Here is a 13,754-nt window from a genome sequence, read left to right as displayed (position 1 = left end):
TCGTTAAGTTCGAATGGAACGATGTGTTATTCAGCAGACGCCGTATGGCGCGCGCGATACCGTGCGCCCGGATGCGGCTCGGCCAGGCGCGCCCCGCCGCCGTGCAGCTTCTCGCGCAATGAGCCGCTCGCATACTCGGTTTTGTACACGCCACGGCGCTGCAATTCCGGTACGACCAGCTCGACGAAATCGCTAAACGTCTCGTGCGTCAGCGCGTAGGCGAGATTAAAGCCGTCGACGTCCGTCTCCTCGACCCACGACTGCAGTTCATCGGCAATCTCTTGGGGATCGCCAACCGATAGCGGCCCCAGGCCACCTATGCCGCCCCACTTCGCGATCTCGCGTACCGTCCACACCCGGGTCGGATCGGCGCTCGAGAGCGCCTCCACCGCGGATTGCACCGCGTTGCTCTCCACGTGACGCAGCGGTTCATCCAGATCGTATTTCGACAGATCGATCCCAGTCCAACCGGACATCAACGCGAGTGCGCCTTCGTCGCTGGCATAGCGGCGATAGTCCGCGTGCTTCGCGTACGCTTCAGCCGAAGTTTTGCCGGTGATCACCGTGTGCAGGTTGAAGATCAGCACGTCGTGCGGATCGCGCCCGAACGACTTCACGCGAGCACGGATGTCGGCCACGAACCGCTTCAGAATCGTGCGCGACGGCGCCGCAATGAAGATGCACTCGGCGTGCTGCGCAGCGAAGTCCTTGCCGCGTTTCGATGCCCCCGCCTGATACAGCACCGGCGTGCGCTGCGGCGACGGCTCGCACAGGTGAATGCCCGGCACATCGAAGTACTGTCCATGGTGTTCAATGGGATGCACCTTGGAGGGTTCCGTGAAAACCTGGCGTGCCGCATCACGCACGACTGCATCGTCTTCCCATGACGACTCCCACAGCTTGTAGCAGACGTCCAGATACTCCTCCGCCAGTGCGTAGCGCTCGTCGTGATTCGCCTGGCTCGGCAAGCCCACGTTGCGTGCTGCGCTATCCAGATACGACGTGACGATGTTCCAGCCTACCCGCCCGTTGGTCAAATGATCGAGCGTCGACATGCGTCGCGCGAACGGATAGGGATGCTCGTATGAGAGCGAGCACGTCACGCCAAAGCCAAGATGCTCGGTCACGCTCGCCATCGCCGAGACCAGCAGGATCGGATCGTTGACCGGTACCTGCGCAGCCTGGCGAATCGCGGCCTCGCCATTGCCCTGGAACACGTCATAGATGCCGAGCACGTCGGCGATGAACAGGCCGTCGAATTTGCCGCGTTCGAGCAGCTTGGCGAGCTCGGTCCAGTAATCGAGGTGCTTGTAGCGCCAGGAGGTGTCGCGCGGATGCGCCCACAAACCCGGCGACTGATGCCCGACGCAGTTCATATCGAACGCGTTGAGACGGATCTGTCTGGCCATAATCGGATCCAAATAGGTGATGCTCAGGTGACGCGTAGGTGGTACAGACGAAGCCCGCGGCGGGCGCGTCAGAGCGCGCCATGACGTGGCGGGAGCACGTCGTTCAGGTAATAGTTGCCCACTGCGATGTATTTCCAGCGCACCGGGTCATGCAGCGTATGAGTGCGCGCGTTGCGCCAGTGGCGATCGAGGTTGTGTTCGGCGAGCGTTGCTTGCGTCCCCGCCAATTCGATCAAACGCGTCGAAGCCTGCAAGGCGATCTCCGTGGTCGCCGCGCGTGCCTCGGCCACCGCGATCGAAGCCGTGGCGACGCTCTGTTCGGTCGACGCCTTGACCGCGTCGTCGACGCGGCGACCAGCACGCTCGACGAGCGCCTCGGCCGCATGCAGTTGCAGCGCGAGTTTGCCGAACAGTTCGAGCGTCAACGGATCGTCACTCGCTCGCTCCACCCCGCTGTCGATCCACGGACGCGAACGTTCGCGCACGAAACGCCGTGCATCGGCGATGGCTGCACGCGCGATGCCGAGATCGACGGCAGCATGAATCAGTTGACCGATAGGCCCTACCGTCGTGGGCCGCGCGTCGAACGCGGCACTGTATGGCACGACTGCGGAGGCCTCGACGTAGACGTTATCGAGCGTGGTCGTACCACTGCCCGTCGTCTTTTGCCCAAACCCCGACCAATCGTCCACCACACTCAAGCCAGGTGTCTGCGCGCTCGCAAACGCCACATACAGAGCCTCGTCGGCCGCCTTGGCGACAATCGGAATCCATTGCGCAAACAATGCGCCGGTCGAGTAGAACTTGGTGCCATTGATCCGAAAACCCTCGCCTTCTTGCGTGAGCGTGGTCCGGTAGTCACTCACGGTTTTTGTGCCGCGCTCGGAAAGCGCGTTACCAAAGCGATCACCCGCCAGTGCTCGCTCAAAGTAGAAGGCCTGCTGAGCGTGCGTGCCGTTCACACGCAGCACGTCGAGCATAAAAAAGTGATTCTGCGGAATCTGTCCGAGCGCTGCATCGGCCTCCGAGATGATCGCAGTGACCTCCGCGAGCGTGGCGTATGAGACCGCTGCACCGCCGAACTCCCGTGGCACCGCTATACCCCAGAGACCGCTCGCCGAATAGGCTTCGATCTCGGCATACGGCAAACGACGTTCACGATCGCGCTGCGAAGCGCCTTCGGCCAGTGCCGGCGCCAACGCGCGGGCTACCTCGAGCGCTTGCTGGTCGCTCTCGATACGCGCGGCCTGCCGCGCCTCACGGGCGACGGACTCTGTCAAAGCGTTCATAGTGTCAGTTCCACGGATGACGGGCCGGTTTGACGCCGTTCAGATAGTAGTTGCCGACCAGGTGATACTTCCAGCGCACCGGATCGTGCAGCGTATGAGTGCGGGCATTGCGCCAGTGACGGTCGAGGTTATGCTCAGCCAGCGTCGCCTGGGTGCCCGCGAGTTCGAAGAGCTTTTCGCTCGCCAGCAATGCGATTTCCGTGGTCAGCACCTTGGCTTCGCCCACGGCAACCGAGGCCCGCGCGACATCGTCCTCGCTCGTTTCTCCCTGTGCGGCGATCACATCGAGCGTACGCGCAGCGCGTTCGAGCAGCGCTTCGGCGGCATGCAACTGGATATGCAAATGGCCGATTTCGCGCACCGTCAACGGATCGTCGCTTGCGCGCTCGACACTGCTGTCGATCCAGGGCCGCGAGCGGGTGCGCACGAACGTCAGCGTGTCTTCCACTGCCGCCTTCGCGATGCCGGCGTCGATCGCCGCCTGAATGATCTGTGAGACCGGGCCGTTCAGCGTGGGAAAGTCAGAGACGCGGTGCGCAGGAAAGACATGCGACGCAGGCACTCGCACCGCTTCGAGCACCACGGTGCCACTTGCCGTGGTGCGCTGCCCGAAGCCCGACCAGTCGTCGATTACGTTCAGACCCGGGGTACCCTTCGGGATATAAGCGAGCCAACCCTTGCGTTCGTCATCGAGTCCCAGCACGGGCACAAAATGCGCAAACAACGCACCGGTCGAATAGAACTTGGCGCCATCCACCACGTAGTCGTCGCCGTCACGCCGTACCCGCGTCTTCAGATCGAGCACATGCTTCGTTCCCTTTTCGGAGAAGCCGTTGCCAAAGCGCTTGCCACCTAGTATCTGTGCAAAGAAGTAACGCTTCTGTTCCTCGGTACCGGTCAGCGAAATCACATCGACCAGGCCAAAGTGATTCTGCGGCAACTGTCCCAATGACGGATCGGCCGCCGCAATGATCTTGACTACTTCAGTGAGGGTGACGAAGGAGACACCCGCGCCCCCATAAACCTTCGGCACAGTGATCGCCCACAACCCAGACTGTGAGAACCATTCGATCTCGTCATGCGGCAAACGGCGCTCGCGGTCGCGCTCAGATGCACCTTGCGCCAGACGCGCTGCCAGCTCGTGCGCTACGGCAATAGCCTGTGCGTCGTCCGGAATGATGCGCACCGCATGATGGTCCGCATCGCTCGTATGCGATGAGGTCGCTTCGTAAAGCTCGGCCATACGAATCTCCGCTTGAGTGGCTGTTCACACAATCTATCAGCGGGTACGACGCACGCAAACTGAACGATTCTGAAATGGATATTCCTTCGGATGGCAAACAAACCCGGATCAAATCTGGCATAAGCACTTCGCCGCGCGCCTGATAACAATAGTTTGATTTGATGGTTTCATGCGCGGCAGGTTGTTGATTACAGTCGTCGCAAGCTGGACACCCCTGCCTCTTTGATTCGGACACCATGAAACGCTTGCACACCACTCTTTCTTCGTTGCTGGCCGCGACCGCATTCAGCATGGCCGGCGGCGCTTTCACCAACGCTTACGCCCAAGGCGCGACACCCGCGGCCGATACAGCCGCGACCGGCGATAACGCGGCCGCCGTGCCGTCGCTCAAAGGCAAACGCATCGGCATCACGGCCGCCGGCACCGATCACTACTGGGACCTGAAGGCTTACCAAGGCGCGGTGGATGAGGTGAAGCGCCTCGGCGGCACACCGATCGCACTCGACGCCGGCCGCAACGACAACCGCCAGATCGCACAGATCCAGACGCTGATTGCGCAGAAACCGGACGCCATCGTCGAACAATTGGGTACTGCAACGGTGCTGGAGCCGTGGTTGCAGAAAATCCGCCAGGCTAACATCCCGTTGTTCACGATCGATACCGCATCGCCATCGAGCATCAACGACACTACCTCGGACAATTTCTTCATCGGTGAGCAGCTCGCGCTGAAGCTCGTCAACGACATCCACGGCGAAGGCAACATCCTCGTCTTCAACGGTTTTTATGGCGTGCCGGTCTGCGCGATCCGCTACGATCAGTTGAAGGCGGTGCTCAAGTACTACCCGAAGGTGCATATCATCCAGCCTGAACTGCGCGATGTGATTCCGAATACGGTGCAAAGCGCCTATGCGCAGGTGAGCCAGTTGCTCGCGAAATATCCGAAGGGGCAGATTGCCGCGATCTGGTCCGCATGGGACGTGCCGCAGGTCGGCGCCACCCAGGCCGTGGACGCCGCGCATCGCGACGAGATCAAGACCTACGCGGTCGACGGCAGCCCGGACGTCGTCACCCTTGTGAAGGATCCGAAATCAAGCGCCGCCGCCGTGGTCGCGCAGCAGCCGGCGTTGATCGGCAAGACTGCGGTGGATAACGTCGCACGTTACCTTGCGGGCGATCACACGCTGGCGCCGTACACCTATGTGCCATCGATTCTGGTCACCAAGGACAACGCCGGCACGATCCAGCAGACCCTCGGTCAGCTCAGTGCAAAATGAGTACTAAAGCCCCACCTGCCGCGCTCGAACTACATGAGCTGGTCAAGCATTTCGACCGCGTGCCGGCGCTGCGGGGCGCCTCGCTGACGGTCACGCGCGGTAGCGTGCATGGCTTGATCGGGCAAAACGGTGCTGGCAAGTCAACGCTGATCAAGATACTTGCCGGCATTCATACGGCCGATTCCGGCGCGATCGCCATCGACGGTGTCGCGCAAGCACTCAGCGCGTCGCCTCATGGGGGCGCTTCCGCTATCGGGTTCATTCACCAGGAACGCTTGCTGCCGCCCACCTTCACTGTGGCCGAAGCGCTGTGGCTCGGCGACGAAAGAACCGTCGGCCCGCGTGTGGCAGGCGGCTTCCGTCTACTCGACGTGCGGCGCATGCAGCGCGACGCTCGCGATGCGTTGCACACTCACTTTGACGTCGAGATACCGCCAAACCGGCTCATCGGCGATCTGAGCGTCGCCGAACAGCAGATCGTGCAGATTACCCGCGCACTGATCCGCGAGCCGCGCATTCTCGTATTCGACGAACCGACGGCTGCGCTCGTCAGCCGCGAAGTGGACCGTCTCCTGCAAACCATCGACCGACTGCGCCAACGCGGCCTGACGATCCTGTACGTGTCGCACTATCTCAACGAAATCGCGGCGATCTGCGATCGGGTCACCGTGCTACGCGACGGTGCGGACGTCGCCCACGTCGACGCGCGCACGACGCCTACCGAAGTCCTCGTCACGGCGATGATCGGCGCACAGGCGGAGGTACGAACCTCGGCGGCGGCACGCACGCCCGGAAAGGTCGTTCTGAACGTGCGCAAGCTGAGCGCTCCGGACCGCTTCGAAGACGTGTCGTTCGATGTGCGGCGCGGCGAGATCGTCGGCATCACTGGCCTGCTCGGATCCGGCGGCAAGCCGGTAGTGCGCAGCCTGTTCGGCCTCGAACGCGGCGTGCAGGGCGATATCGAAATCGAAGGTAAGGCGGTGCGTCTGCGCCGCCCGCAAGACGCCGTGCGTCAGCAGATTGCGTTCGTGCCGGAGGACCGGCGCGCGCATGGAGTAGCGCCCGCGCTCTCCGTGCGCGAGAACACGACGCTCGCGAGCCTCGCTCGCTTTAGCCGCTTCGGCCTGCTGGCACGACGCCGCGAAACCAATACCGTGCAGCGTCTGATCGAAGAACTGGCCGTACGCACCTCTGGTACGGAATCGCCCGTGCGGCACCTCTCCGGGGGCAACCAGCAGAAGGTCGCGCTCGCCAAGTGGTTGAGCCGCACCTCCTCGCTCTATCTGCTCGACGAGCCGACGGTGGGCGTCGACGTTGGCGCCAAGACTGAGATCTATCGGCTGCTCGACCGGCTGGCCCGCGACGGCGCCGGCGTCCTGCTGTTCTCCAGCGATCTGATCGAACTACTCGGCGTCACTGACCGCGTACTGGTCATGGCACGCGGCCGCGTCGTGCGCGAACTCGTCTCACGCGAAGCGGATAGCCAGGATGTACTGGCATGGGCCACCGGGGCACGCGGGGCGCACGGTTCGGCAGCGCAACAGGAGATAGCAGCATGAGCAAAGTCCTGGATGCTGCGCTACGTAGCGGGAAATTCAAACTGCCCGAGCGGCTGTTCGGCGCTCAACGGTGGCTGAGAAGCGGCGCGGCGCTCGCCTTCGCTTTGGTATTTATCGGTTTTGCGGTGAGCTCGCCGTTGTTTTTCACGGTCGCGAATCTTGCGAACGTGTTGCAGCAATCGGTCATCGTCGGAATTCTCGGCTTTGGGTTGACGGTCGTGCTCATCGGCGGCGGCGCCGATCCGCTTAGAGGCGGTCTCGATCTTTCGGTGGCGGCTAATCTCGGACTGTGTGCGGCCGTTTATGCCGTCGCGCAACGCGACGGTGCAGCACCGGCCACCGCCCTGCTATTGACGCTTGCAGCGGGCGCGGGAGTCGGTGTGCTCAACGCGCTTGCTGTCATCGTGCTGCGCATCTTTCCACTGCTCGCCACGCTGACCACGATGAATCTCTGCGCCGGGTTCGAACTGGTGCTGACGCAGAACACGTCGGTAGCTGCGAGCGACACACTGCTCAGCTTTCTGCTCGACAACGGCGCGTTCGGCGTGCCGCATCTTGCCTACGCGCTGCTCATCGTCGCCACCCTGTTCACCGTGCTGGTTCACTACACCCCGTTCGGGCTGCGACTGCGCGCCACCGGCGCACATCGGGATGCGGCGCAGGCGGCCGGTATCCGCGCGAGCCGCTACGTCGCGGCAAGCTACATACTGAGCGGAATTGCTGCCGCACTAGCTGCGTTGGCGTCCACTGCCCTGCTCAGTGGCAGTTCGCCCGGTGCGGGAGAGAATCTGCTCGCTACCGTCGCCGCAGCGCTGCTAGGGGTTGTCTTCTCCCGGCGGCTGGTGCCGACCATTCCCGGCACCCTGCTCGCTGTGCTCTTCATCGGCGTCATCAGCAACGGTTTTCAGCTCGATAACGTGTCGAGCTATTGGGTCAACGGTGTCGAAGGCGCGCTGATCCTGTTCGTTGTCGCCACTACCGCGCTTGTGCGCCGTCATGCCGGAAACCACGCCCATGATTGAACAGATAGGCCGCTTGCAGCGCTTCGCGCTGGTCGGGGCACTGCTTGCAGTGATCGCTTTCTTCGCCGTGTTCGCGCCGGGCTTCGCACGGGCCGACAATCTTGCTGACGTGCTATTGAACAATTTCGCGCTGCTGGCGATCGCCTCGCTTGGCATGACGCTCGTGTTGTCGCTCGGCGCCATCGATCTCTCGCTCGGCACCTCCATCGATGTCGCCAGCCTCGCCTTCGTTCTGTTGAGCGCTCATCACGTTGGCGTCGTGCCCGCAGCGCTTGGCGGCCTTGCTGCGGCGTTCGTCGTCGGCGCTTTCAACGGCGTGCTGACCGGTTGGTTCGGGATCGCGCCTTTTCTCGCCACGCTGGGCACGCTCTTTATCGGCCAGACTGTCCAGCAACTCGCCACCGACGGCGGTCAGCCCGTGTATTTGCTCAACATCGCCTTGCCGCCGCTGTTTAGCGCACTGGCGCACGGCACGCTTGCGGGCCTGCCGGTGCCGTTATGGATCGTAGCCGTACTGGCTCTTGCCGTGCATGTCACGCTTGCGCATGCGACCTTCGGGCGGCAGCTCACCGCACTCGGCGCGCAACCGGGCGTGGCCCGCTATTCAGGTCTCCCGGTTGCCGCCATCACGGCTGTGACGTTTATCGCCAGCGCGTTGATTTACGGTGTCGTCGGCTTGCTGCTGTCGTCGACCGTCAAGGCCTACGTCCCGCAGGCCGGCAACGGCTATCTGCTCAATGCGATTGGCGCAACCTTCATCGGCACTACGCTGTCGCCGACGCGCCGTGCTGGCGTCGTCGGCACACTGCTGGGTGTCCTGCTGCTGAGTCTCGTCGCAAACGGCCTGTTGCTGATCGGCTGGAATTTCTATTGGCAGCAGGTGGCGACCGGCGCCCTGATCTTCGCCGTGCTGGCGGTCAGCTTCGCGCAACGGCGCAGCCGCTATGCGTGAGGTTCCGTGCCACGCCCCACGCTGAACGTGAAGGCCAGCGCGCCCACCAGCAGCACGCCCTTGATGAAATCCTGCATATAGTACGGCGCATTCAGCATCGTCAAGCCGTTGAGCAATACGCCGACGAACACCGTGCCGAATACGTTAGGGCGCTTCGCACCCCAAACTGCGTAGCCGACCAGCGCAGCGGCCACCGCATCGAGCAGCATCGAATGGCCGGCACTGACGTCGCCACGCCCCACACGTGCGGCAATCAGCACGCCACCGAGTGAAGCAATCGCGCCCGAGGCAACATATGCGGCGACGCGGTATCGTGCGGTCGGCGCACCGGCTAAGCGCGCCGCCGTTTCGTTGCCGCCGATCGCGTAGATCACCCGGCCCCAACGTGTGGTTTCCATCACGATGCAGGCCACGACGGTCAGGACCGCCAGTACGACCACCGGCAACGGCACGACGTCGAAGAGCCGCAAACGCCCGAGCGCGAGAAACGCGTCCGGAAACACGCCCGTCGTTTCGGTGCCGTCAGGCAAGATCGTGCCGGTTGCGAGCGAGCGGCCACCGGTCGGGATCAGTTGCAGACCGGCTAATAGAAATAGCGTACCGAGTGTCGCCAGTTGGTCCGGAACGCGCAGACGCGTAATCAGCAGGCCATTGAACAGCCCCGCCGCTACGCCCAAGACAAGGCATGCCGCAACCGCTTCGAATGCATTGCCATGCCAGACGATCAACACGTAGCTCGCCGCCATCTGCGCCGACGCAGCCACGCTGCCCACCGAAAGATCGAAACCGCCGGCGGCGAGCGTCACCGTCACGCCAATGCCCAGCAGCGCGACAATCGACACCGCTTGCAGAATGCTAAAGAGGTTGTCGATATTCAAAAAGGCCGGCTGTTTGACAGCAAAGACGATGACCAGAATCGCAAGCACGACAAGCATGCCGGTGCGTTCGAGATGGCCGCGCAGTGCTCTCAGCCCGTTACGGCGAACAGCATGTTCGTGCGGAGCCGGGTTACTTTCAGGCCCAATTTCAGAGGCAACCGCGGTGACGCCCTCAGACGTGATCGAAGGACTGGTTTTCATGAGCGAGCGGAAAAAGTAAGGTCAGGGTGGGAAGTACAGTCAAGCGTTGACCGGTCAAAGCGAACCACCCGATCAGCGATCTCGAATGCCTCTTCGAGATCGCTGACGAACACGAGGGTCGCGCGCTCCGGTGCGTGGCGCCGCAGCGTATCGACGATATCGGCGCGCGCGCCTGCATCGACGCCTTGAAATGGCTCATCCAGTAGCAGCAAGCGCGCGGCTTGCGCATGCCAGCGAGCCAGCACCACCTTCTGCTGGTTGCCGCCGGAGAGACGGTCAAGACGGTCGTCCGGCCCCGTACAGCGAATCCCGAAGCGCTCGATCGCATCAAGCGCGGCACGCCGCTCGCGCGCACGCCGGACCCCGCCGTACTTGAACCAGCGTGACAGGAACGGAAAGCTAAGCGTGCCGGCAATCGATGCGAACGGCACGCTGTCAGGGAACAGCGAACTTCGCCAACGGTCCTCGCCTGCGAGAAACACACTGGCGCGAATTGCCTCGGCGGGTGAGCGTGGGCGCCATGGTTTGCCGTCAAGCGTCATCGAGCCCCCTGCCGCGCGCGTCGCGCCGAAAATCGCCCGCGCAAAGCGCGACTTGCCGCCGCCAACCGGACCGGCAATCGCGACGATCTCGCCGCGCTGCACGTCGAGATCGAACGGGGCGCTGTCGTGTCGCAACTGCAGGTCACGCACGCTGAAACACGGCTCGTGCGTGGTGCCTGCCTCAACCGCTGCGTCGAGCGTAGCGCGGCTGCGTAACGGACGCCCGATCATCGTCTCGACCGCAGCATCGAAATCGATCGGCGCGCGCAGATCGGCGACGATGCGGCCATCGCGTACGATCGCCACACGTCCGGCAACGCGACGCAAGTCACCGAGCCGGTGCGATACCAGCACGATCGCGACGCCCTCGGCGCGCAGGCGCTCGATCAAACTAAAGAGACGCTCGGCCTCCGGCGCCGACAGGCTAGCGGTAGGCTCGTCGAGAATCAGCAGCGCGGGCCGCGTCGCCAGCGCGCGGGCCAGCGTGACAAGTTGTTGCGCCGCCAGCGACAGCGAGGCGAGCGGCGCAGCCAGATCTGCCTCGAGCCCGACCCGCGCAGCCAACGGCGCCGCAGCCTGAAGGCGGCCTGACAACGGCACGCGCCAGGGGGACGTTGAATCGCACAAGCGGTCGAGTAGCAGATTGTCGGCAATCGACAGTGTCGGCACAACCGCATCCGCTATGGATTGATGCACCGTCGCGATCCCCAACTGTTTGGCATCGTGCGGCGAAGCAGGGCTGAACGGTTTCCCGCGTAACGACAGTTCGCCAGCGTCAGGGCGGTAGACCCCGCTCAGGATCTTCACGAGAGTCGACTTGCCCGCACCATTCGCGCCCATCAGCGCGACAACCTCGCCCGCATAAATCGACAGATCGACGCGATCGAGCGCAACGGTGGGGCCAAAGCGTTTGGAAAGCGCGCTAGCGCTCAGAATGGGGGCGGTCATCGAAGAGGGCGCGCTGTGCGGCGCTCGTAACGGATGACCGACCATCGTAGTCACCCGCTAAGGGAGTGCCAACGAAGCGTTGCTCATATCGATAGCATTGCCTGGGGGAATTCAGCGGGGATTTAAACCCGGAAATGATCGATATTCTGTCCGGCGTAAATCGCACGCGCCAGCCAATCCGGTTTATCCCCCTGGCCGTCCCATGTGTTGCCGTAGGCGTCACGGTACATCACCGCCCTCGTCGCATTAGCGTCCGCTTCAATCGCTTCGGCCAATGCTTCCAGCGTAATGCCGTATTCGTCCATGCGGCGACGTATCCACAGGACCAGGCGCTCACGCGCGTTCCCGTCGAGGTCGAACAGCCGTTGTTCTTCTCGCTCTTTCATAACGTACCGATGTCGCGGCTGAAGTTGTGCGCGTTTTGAAAAATAAAAGGCTTCGCTGAGAAACGCGAAGCCTATACATGATTCGGGTGGGCGGAACGCCGTTCGACCTCACGCGGTCTTCCTGGCACGTGGGTGCGCCCCCGGAAACGATGCCCGACAAATCTATTGTTCAGGAAATCCGTTCGGCAAGCGGCTCGAATCGTCGCCCGTCTGGCCCTTTACCAACAAGGGCCGCTTCAGCGTCTATAAGGCGATTTTAGCACCCATTTTTTCTGCCGCGCACAGCCGTGTAGCGCATTAGGCGGCGAAAATCTCGATAGTCGGCCAACTGCATGCTATTTTTAGGTTCCCGACTTTCTTTCATCGACCAGCAAAGGAAAGAAGCAGCCATGTCCCCGTCAACCGCCGTCGCCACCATTCTCACCGCGCTTCTGATTGGCGCGATGAGTCCAGGACCGAGTTTCGTCATCGTCGCGCGCAACGCGATTGGCCTGTCGCGCCGCGACGGCCTGGCCACCGCGCTCGGCATGGGGATCGGCGGCGTGTTCTTTAGCGGTATCGCCTTGCTTGGCCTCTATACGCTGCTGGCCGCCGTTACCTGGCTCTATGTGAGCCTCAAGGTGGCAGGCGGCCTCTATCTGATCTATCTGGCGTCGAAGATCTGGCGCGGCGCCAGCAGTCCGCTCGCCTTCGATCAGGGCACGGCGAATGCTGGCAGCAATCCGCGCAAATCATTCTGGATCGGTTTGAGTACCCAACTCAGCAATCCGAAAACCGCTATCTATTACGGCAGTATCTTCGCAGCGCTCCTGCCGCAGCATCCGCCGCTCTGGTGCTATTTCGCGCTGCCGCCGGCAATTTTCTCGATCGAAGCCGGGTGGTATACCGTGGTCGCGGTATGCTTTTCGAGCAAGCGGCCACGTGAACTGTATTTACGGGCCAAGACGTGGGTCGACCGCGTTGCTGCCAGCGCGATCACCGCACTCGGCCTCCGTTTGATCTTTGCCGCGCATCGCGTCGGTCTGTGAGGCGCCGCGGCAAGTTCGCACCCGCAGGCTTCGTTGCGATTCCTTCAATGCCACGCCAGGCAGGGCGTACAGGGAATCGCAGCAGGTTGGCTTCGTAAGGGGGCCTGACCGTCTCTCGCGGCCCCGCATCGCGCCTGACGGCAACTTTACAAGAAAGTCCTTGACTGCAATGGCCTCGAACCGCTATTGTGACCCCTGAAGTTCAAGAAGTTCGATTGCTGTTCATCAATTGCTCGCTCCCTCAGCGGTATTCGTTGTCCTCTCCCTCCTTGACGCTTCGCGTGCTCCCATCAGAGCGATTCTTTTACTATTTCTACCTCAAGGATTCTTCATGGATACCGGTACCGTTAAGTGGTTCAACGACAGCAAAGGCTTTGGCTTCATTACCCCGGACAAGGGCGGCGACGACCTGTTCGCTCACTTCTCGGAAATCAGCGGCGACGGCTTCAAGACGCTGGCTGAAAACCAGAAGGTGAGCTTCGAAACGAAGCAAGGCCCGAAGGGTCTGCAAGCGGCTAACATCAAGCCGCTGTAAAGTTTGAAGGGTCCGGTATCCGAGTGACGGATACCGGGCTGCAGCGACATCCTCGCGGAGTTCATTCTCCCACAGTTGGCGTAATCGCTTAGCAGTCTTCGTTACGCCAAACGCCTCGCTTGCCCCCTCACACTCCCTGGCTGGACCGGCTTTAACGCCCTTCCCATACGCATTTGTTCGGCATTTGCCCGACATTCGCTTCGGCTTGATCTGGATTGTCCTGATCGCCGCGCTCGCGTACGACTATTTAAAATTAAAAATGCAAACTCAACACATTCATCATTACAACGGCTATGCCGTCAAACCCTCAGCACATCGTTTGCCTGACGGTTCGTTCTCGTCCAACCTGCTGCTCGAGCGCGCCGGCACCAAGCCTGCAGAAGCACGCTATCAGTTCTACTCGCTCGACTACTTCAGCAACGAAGAGCAGGCGTTGCAGCACTCGTGCCGCTGGGCGCGTCATTGGGTCGATACCCGCGGCTAAGAAA

Annotated in this window: 12 protein-coding genes and 1 pseudogene; 7 read left to right on the top strand and 6 right to left on the bottom strand. The window is 62.2% G+C overall.

The genetic code is table 11. The annotated features are described in order from the left end of the window. Positions 1 to 26 precede the first annotated feature (26 nt). From BLQ92_RS36915 to BLQ92_RS36905, 3 genes and pseudogenes are all read right to left on the bottom strand, one after another. The gene (locus BLQ92_RS36915) at positions 27 to 1,409 is read right to left on the bottom strand and encodes an LLM class flavin-dependent oxidoreductase (protein WP_090695513.1); all 1,383 of its coding nucleotides are present in this window, start codon (positions 1,407 to 1,409) and stop codon (positions 27 to 29) included. Positions 1,410 to 1,477: 68 nt separating this feature from the next. Then, positions 1,478 to 2,698, bottom strand: coding sequence for an SfnB family sulfur acquisition oxidoreductase (locus BLQ92_RS36910; RefSeq protein WP_090695509.1), 1,221 nt, complete (start codon positions 2,696 to 2,698; stop codon positions 1,478 to 1,480). Between the two features lie 4 nt (positions 2,699 to 2,702). Continuing rightward, a pseudogene (locus tag BLQ92_RS36905) lies at positions 2,703 to 3,875 on the bottom strand (SfnB family sulfur acquisition oxidoreductase); the annotation flags it as partial. A 302-nt stretch (positions 3,876 to 4,177) separates the two neighbouring features. Between BLQ92_RS36905 and BLQ92_RS36900 the strand changes: the two are divergent. The 4 genes from BLQ92_RS36900 to BLQ92_RS36885 are packed head-to-tail and all read left to right on the top strand — an operon-like array spanning position 4,178 to position 8,748. Next, positions 4,178 to 5,215 (top strand): sugar ABC transporter substrate-binding protein, encoded by a 1,038-nt coding sequence (locus BLQ92_RS36900; protein ID WP_090695503.1) that lies wholly within the window; start codon positions 4,178 to 4,180, stop codon positions 5,213 to 5,215. Beyond that, on the top strand, positions 5,212 to 6,774 hold the full coding sequence (locus BLQ92_RS36895) for a sugar ABC transporter ATP-binding protein (protein ID WP_090695499.1): 1,563 nt from the start codon (positions 5,212 to 5,214) through the stop codon (positions 6,772 to 6,774). The genes BLQ92_RS36900 and BLQ92_RS36895 overlap by 4 nt, the downstream gene beginning before the upstream one ends. Continuing rightward, the gene (locus BLQ92_RS36890) at positions 6,771 to 7,796 is read left to right on the top strand and encodes an ABC transporter permease (RefSeq protein WP_090695496.1); all 1,026 of its coding nucleotides are present in this window, start codon (positions 6,771 to 6,773) and stop codon (positions 7,794 to 7,796) included. Before BLQ92_RS36895 ends, BLQ92_RS36890 begins: the two co-directional genes overlap by 4 nt. Then, on the top strand, positions 7,789 to 8,748 hold the full coding sequence (locus BLQ92_RS36885) for an ABC transporter permease (RefSeq protein WP_090695493.1): 960 nt from the start codon (positions 7,789 to 7,791) through the stop codon (positions 8,746 to 8,748). The genes BLQ92_RS36890 and BLQ92_RS36885 overlap by 8 nt, the downstream gene beginning before the upstream one ends. Here BLQ92_RS36885 and BLQ92_RS36880 read toward each other — a convergent pair. From BLQ92_RS36880 to BLQ92_RS36870, 3 genes are all read right to left on the bottom strand, one after another. Further along, positions 8,739 to 9,683 (bottom strand): ABC transporter permease, encoded by a 945-nt coding sequence (locus BLQ92_RS36880; protein ID WP_244106575.1) that lies wholly within the window; start codon positions 9,681 to 9,683, stop codon positions 8,739 to 8,741. The genes BLQ92_RS36885 and BLQ92_RS36880 overlap by 10 nt on opposite strands. 140 nt (positions 9,684 to 9,823) lie before the next feature. Further along, on the bottom strand, positions 9,824 to 11,317 hold the full coding sequence (locus tag BLQ92_RS36875) for a sugar ABC transporter ATP-binding protein (protein WP_090695486.1): 1,494 nt from the start codon (positions 11,315 to 11,317) through the stop codon (positions 9,824 to 9,826). 122 nt (positions 11,318 to 11,439) lie between these two features. Beyond that, a complete protein-coding gene (locus BLQ92_RS36870) occupies positions 11,440 to 11,703 on the bottom strand; it encodes an H-NS family nucleoid-associated regulatory protein (RefSeq protein WP_090695481.1) in 264 nt (87 codons plus the stop codon). 389 nt (positions 11,704 to 12,092) lie between these two features. Between BLQ92_RS36870 and BLQ92_RS36865 the strand changes: the two genes are divergently transcribed. The 3 genes from BLQ92_RS36865 to BLQ92_RS36855 all read left to right on the top strand — a co-directional run bounded on the left by BLQ92_RS36865 (position 12,093) and on the right by BLQ92_RS36855 (position 13,750). Next, positions 12,093 to 12,731, top strand: coding sequence for a LysE family translocator (locus BLQ92_RS36865; protein ID WP_090695478.1), 639 nt, complete (start codon positions 12,093 to 12,095; stop codon positions 12,729 to 12,731). Between the two features lie 331 nt (positions 12,732 to 13,062). Beyond that, the gene (locus tag BLQ92_RS36860) at positions 13,063 to 13,266 is read left to right on the top strand and encodes a cold-shock protein (RefSeq protein ID WP_012428559.1); all 204 of its coding nucleotides are present in this window, start codon (positions 13,063 to 13,065) and stop codon (positions 13,264 to 13,266) included. A gap of 259 nt (positions 13,267 to 13,525) precedes the next feature. After that, a complete protein-coding gene (locus BLQ92_RS36855) occupies positions 13,526 to 13,750 on the top strand; it encodes a hypothetical protein (RefSeq protein ID WP_090695557.1) in 225 nt (74 codons plus the stop codon). Positions 13,751 to 13,754: the final 4 nt, after the last annotated feature.

The organism is Paraburkholderia phenazinium (assembly GCF_900100735.1).
GTDB lineage: Bacteria > Pseudomonadota > Gammaproteobacteria > Burkholderiales > Burkholderiaceae > Paraburkholderia > Paraburkholderia phenazinia.
The sequence above is the reverse complement of the archived record's forward strand: the minus strand, read 5'-3'. Positions and strand labels throughout refer to the sequence as shown.

Bases quoted from the DNA above. Each gene is read 5' to 3' on its own strand.
- BLQ92_RS36915 (WP_090695513.1), bottom strand. From the start codon at position 1,409: ATGGCCAGACAGATCCGTCTCAACGCGTTCGATATGAACTGCGTCGGG.
- BLQ92_RS36910 (WP_090695509.1), bottom strand. From the start codon at position 2,698: ATGAACGCTTTGACAGAGTCCGTCGCCCGTGAGGCGCGGCAGGCCGCG.
- BLQ92_RS36900 (WP_090695503.1), top strand. From the start codon at position 4,178: ATGAAACGCTTGCACACCACTCTTTCTTCGTTGCTGGCCGCGACCGCA.
- BLQ92_RS36895 (WP_090695499.1), top strand. From the start codon at position 5,212: ATGAGTACTAAAGCCCCACCTGCCGCGCTCGAACTACATGAGCTGGTC.
- BLQ92_RS36890 (WP_090695496.1), top strand. From the start codon at position 6,771: ATGAGCAAAGTCCTGGATGCTGCGCTACGTAGCGGGAAATTCAAACTG.
- BLQ92_RS36885 (WP_090695493.1), top strand. From the start codon at position 7,789: ATGATTGAACAGATAGGCCGCTTGCAGCGCTTCGCGCTGGTCGGGGCA.
- BLQ92_RS36880 (WP_244106575.1), bottom strand. From the start codon at position 9,683: ATGCTTGTCGTGCTTGCGATTCTGGTCATCGTCTTTGCTGTCAAACAG.
- BLQ92_RS36875 (WP_090695486.1), bottom strand. From the start codon at position 11,317: ATGACCGCCCCCATTCTGAGCGCTAGCGCGCTTTCCAAACGCTTTGGC.
- BLQ92_RS36870 (WP_090695481.1), bottom strand. From the start codon at position 11,703: ATGAAAGAGCGAGAAGAACAACGGCTGTTCGACCTCGACGGGAACGCG.
- BLQ92_RS36865 (WP_090695478.1), top strand. From the start codon at position 12,093: ATGTCCCCGTCAACCGCCGTCGCCACCATTCTCACCGCGCTTCTGATT.
- BLQ92_RS36860 (WP_012428559.1), top strand. From the start codon at position 13,063: ATGGATACCGGTACCGTTAAGTGGTTCAACGACAGCAAAGGCTTTGGC.
- BLQ92_RS36855 (WP_090695557.1), top strand. From the start codon at position 13,526: ATGCAAACTCAACACATTCATCATTACAACGGCTATGCCGTCAAACCC.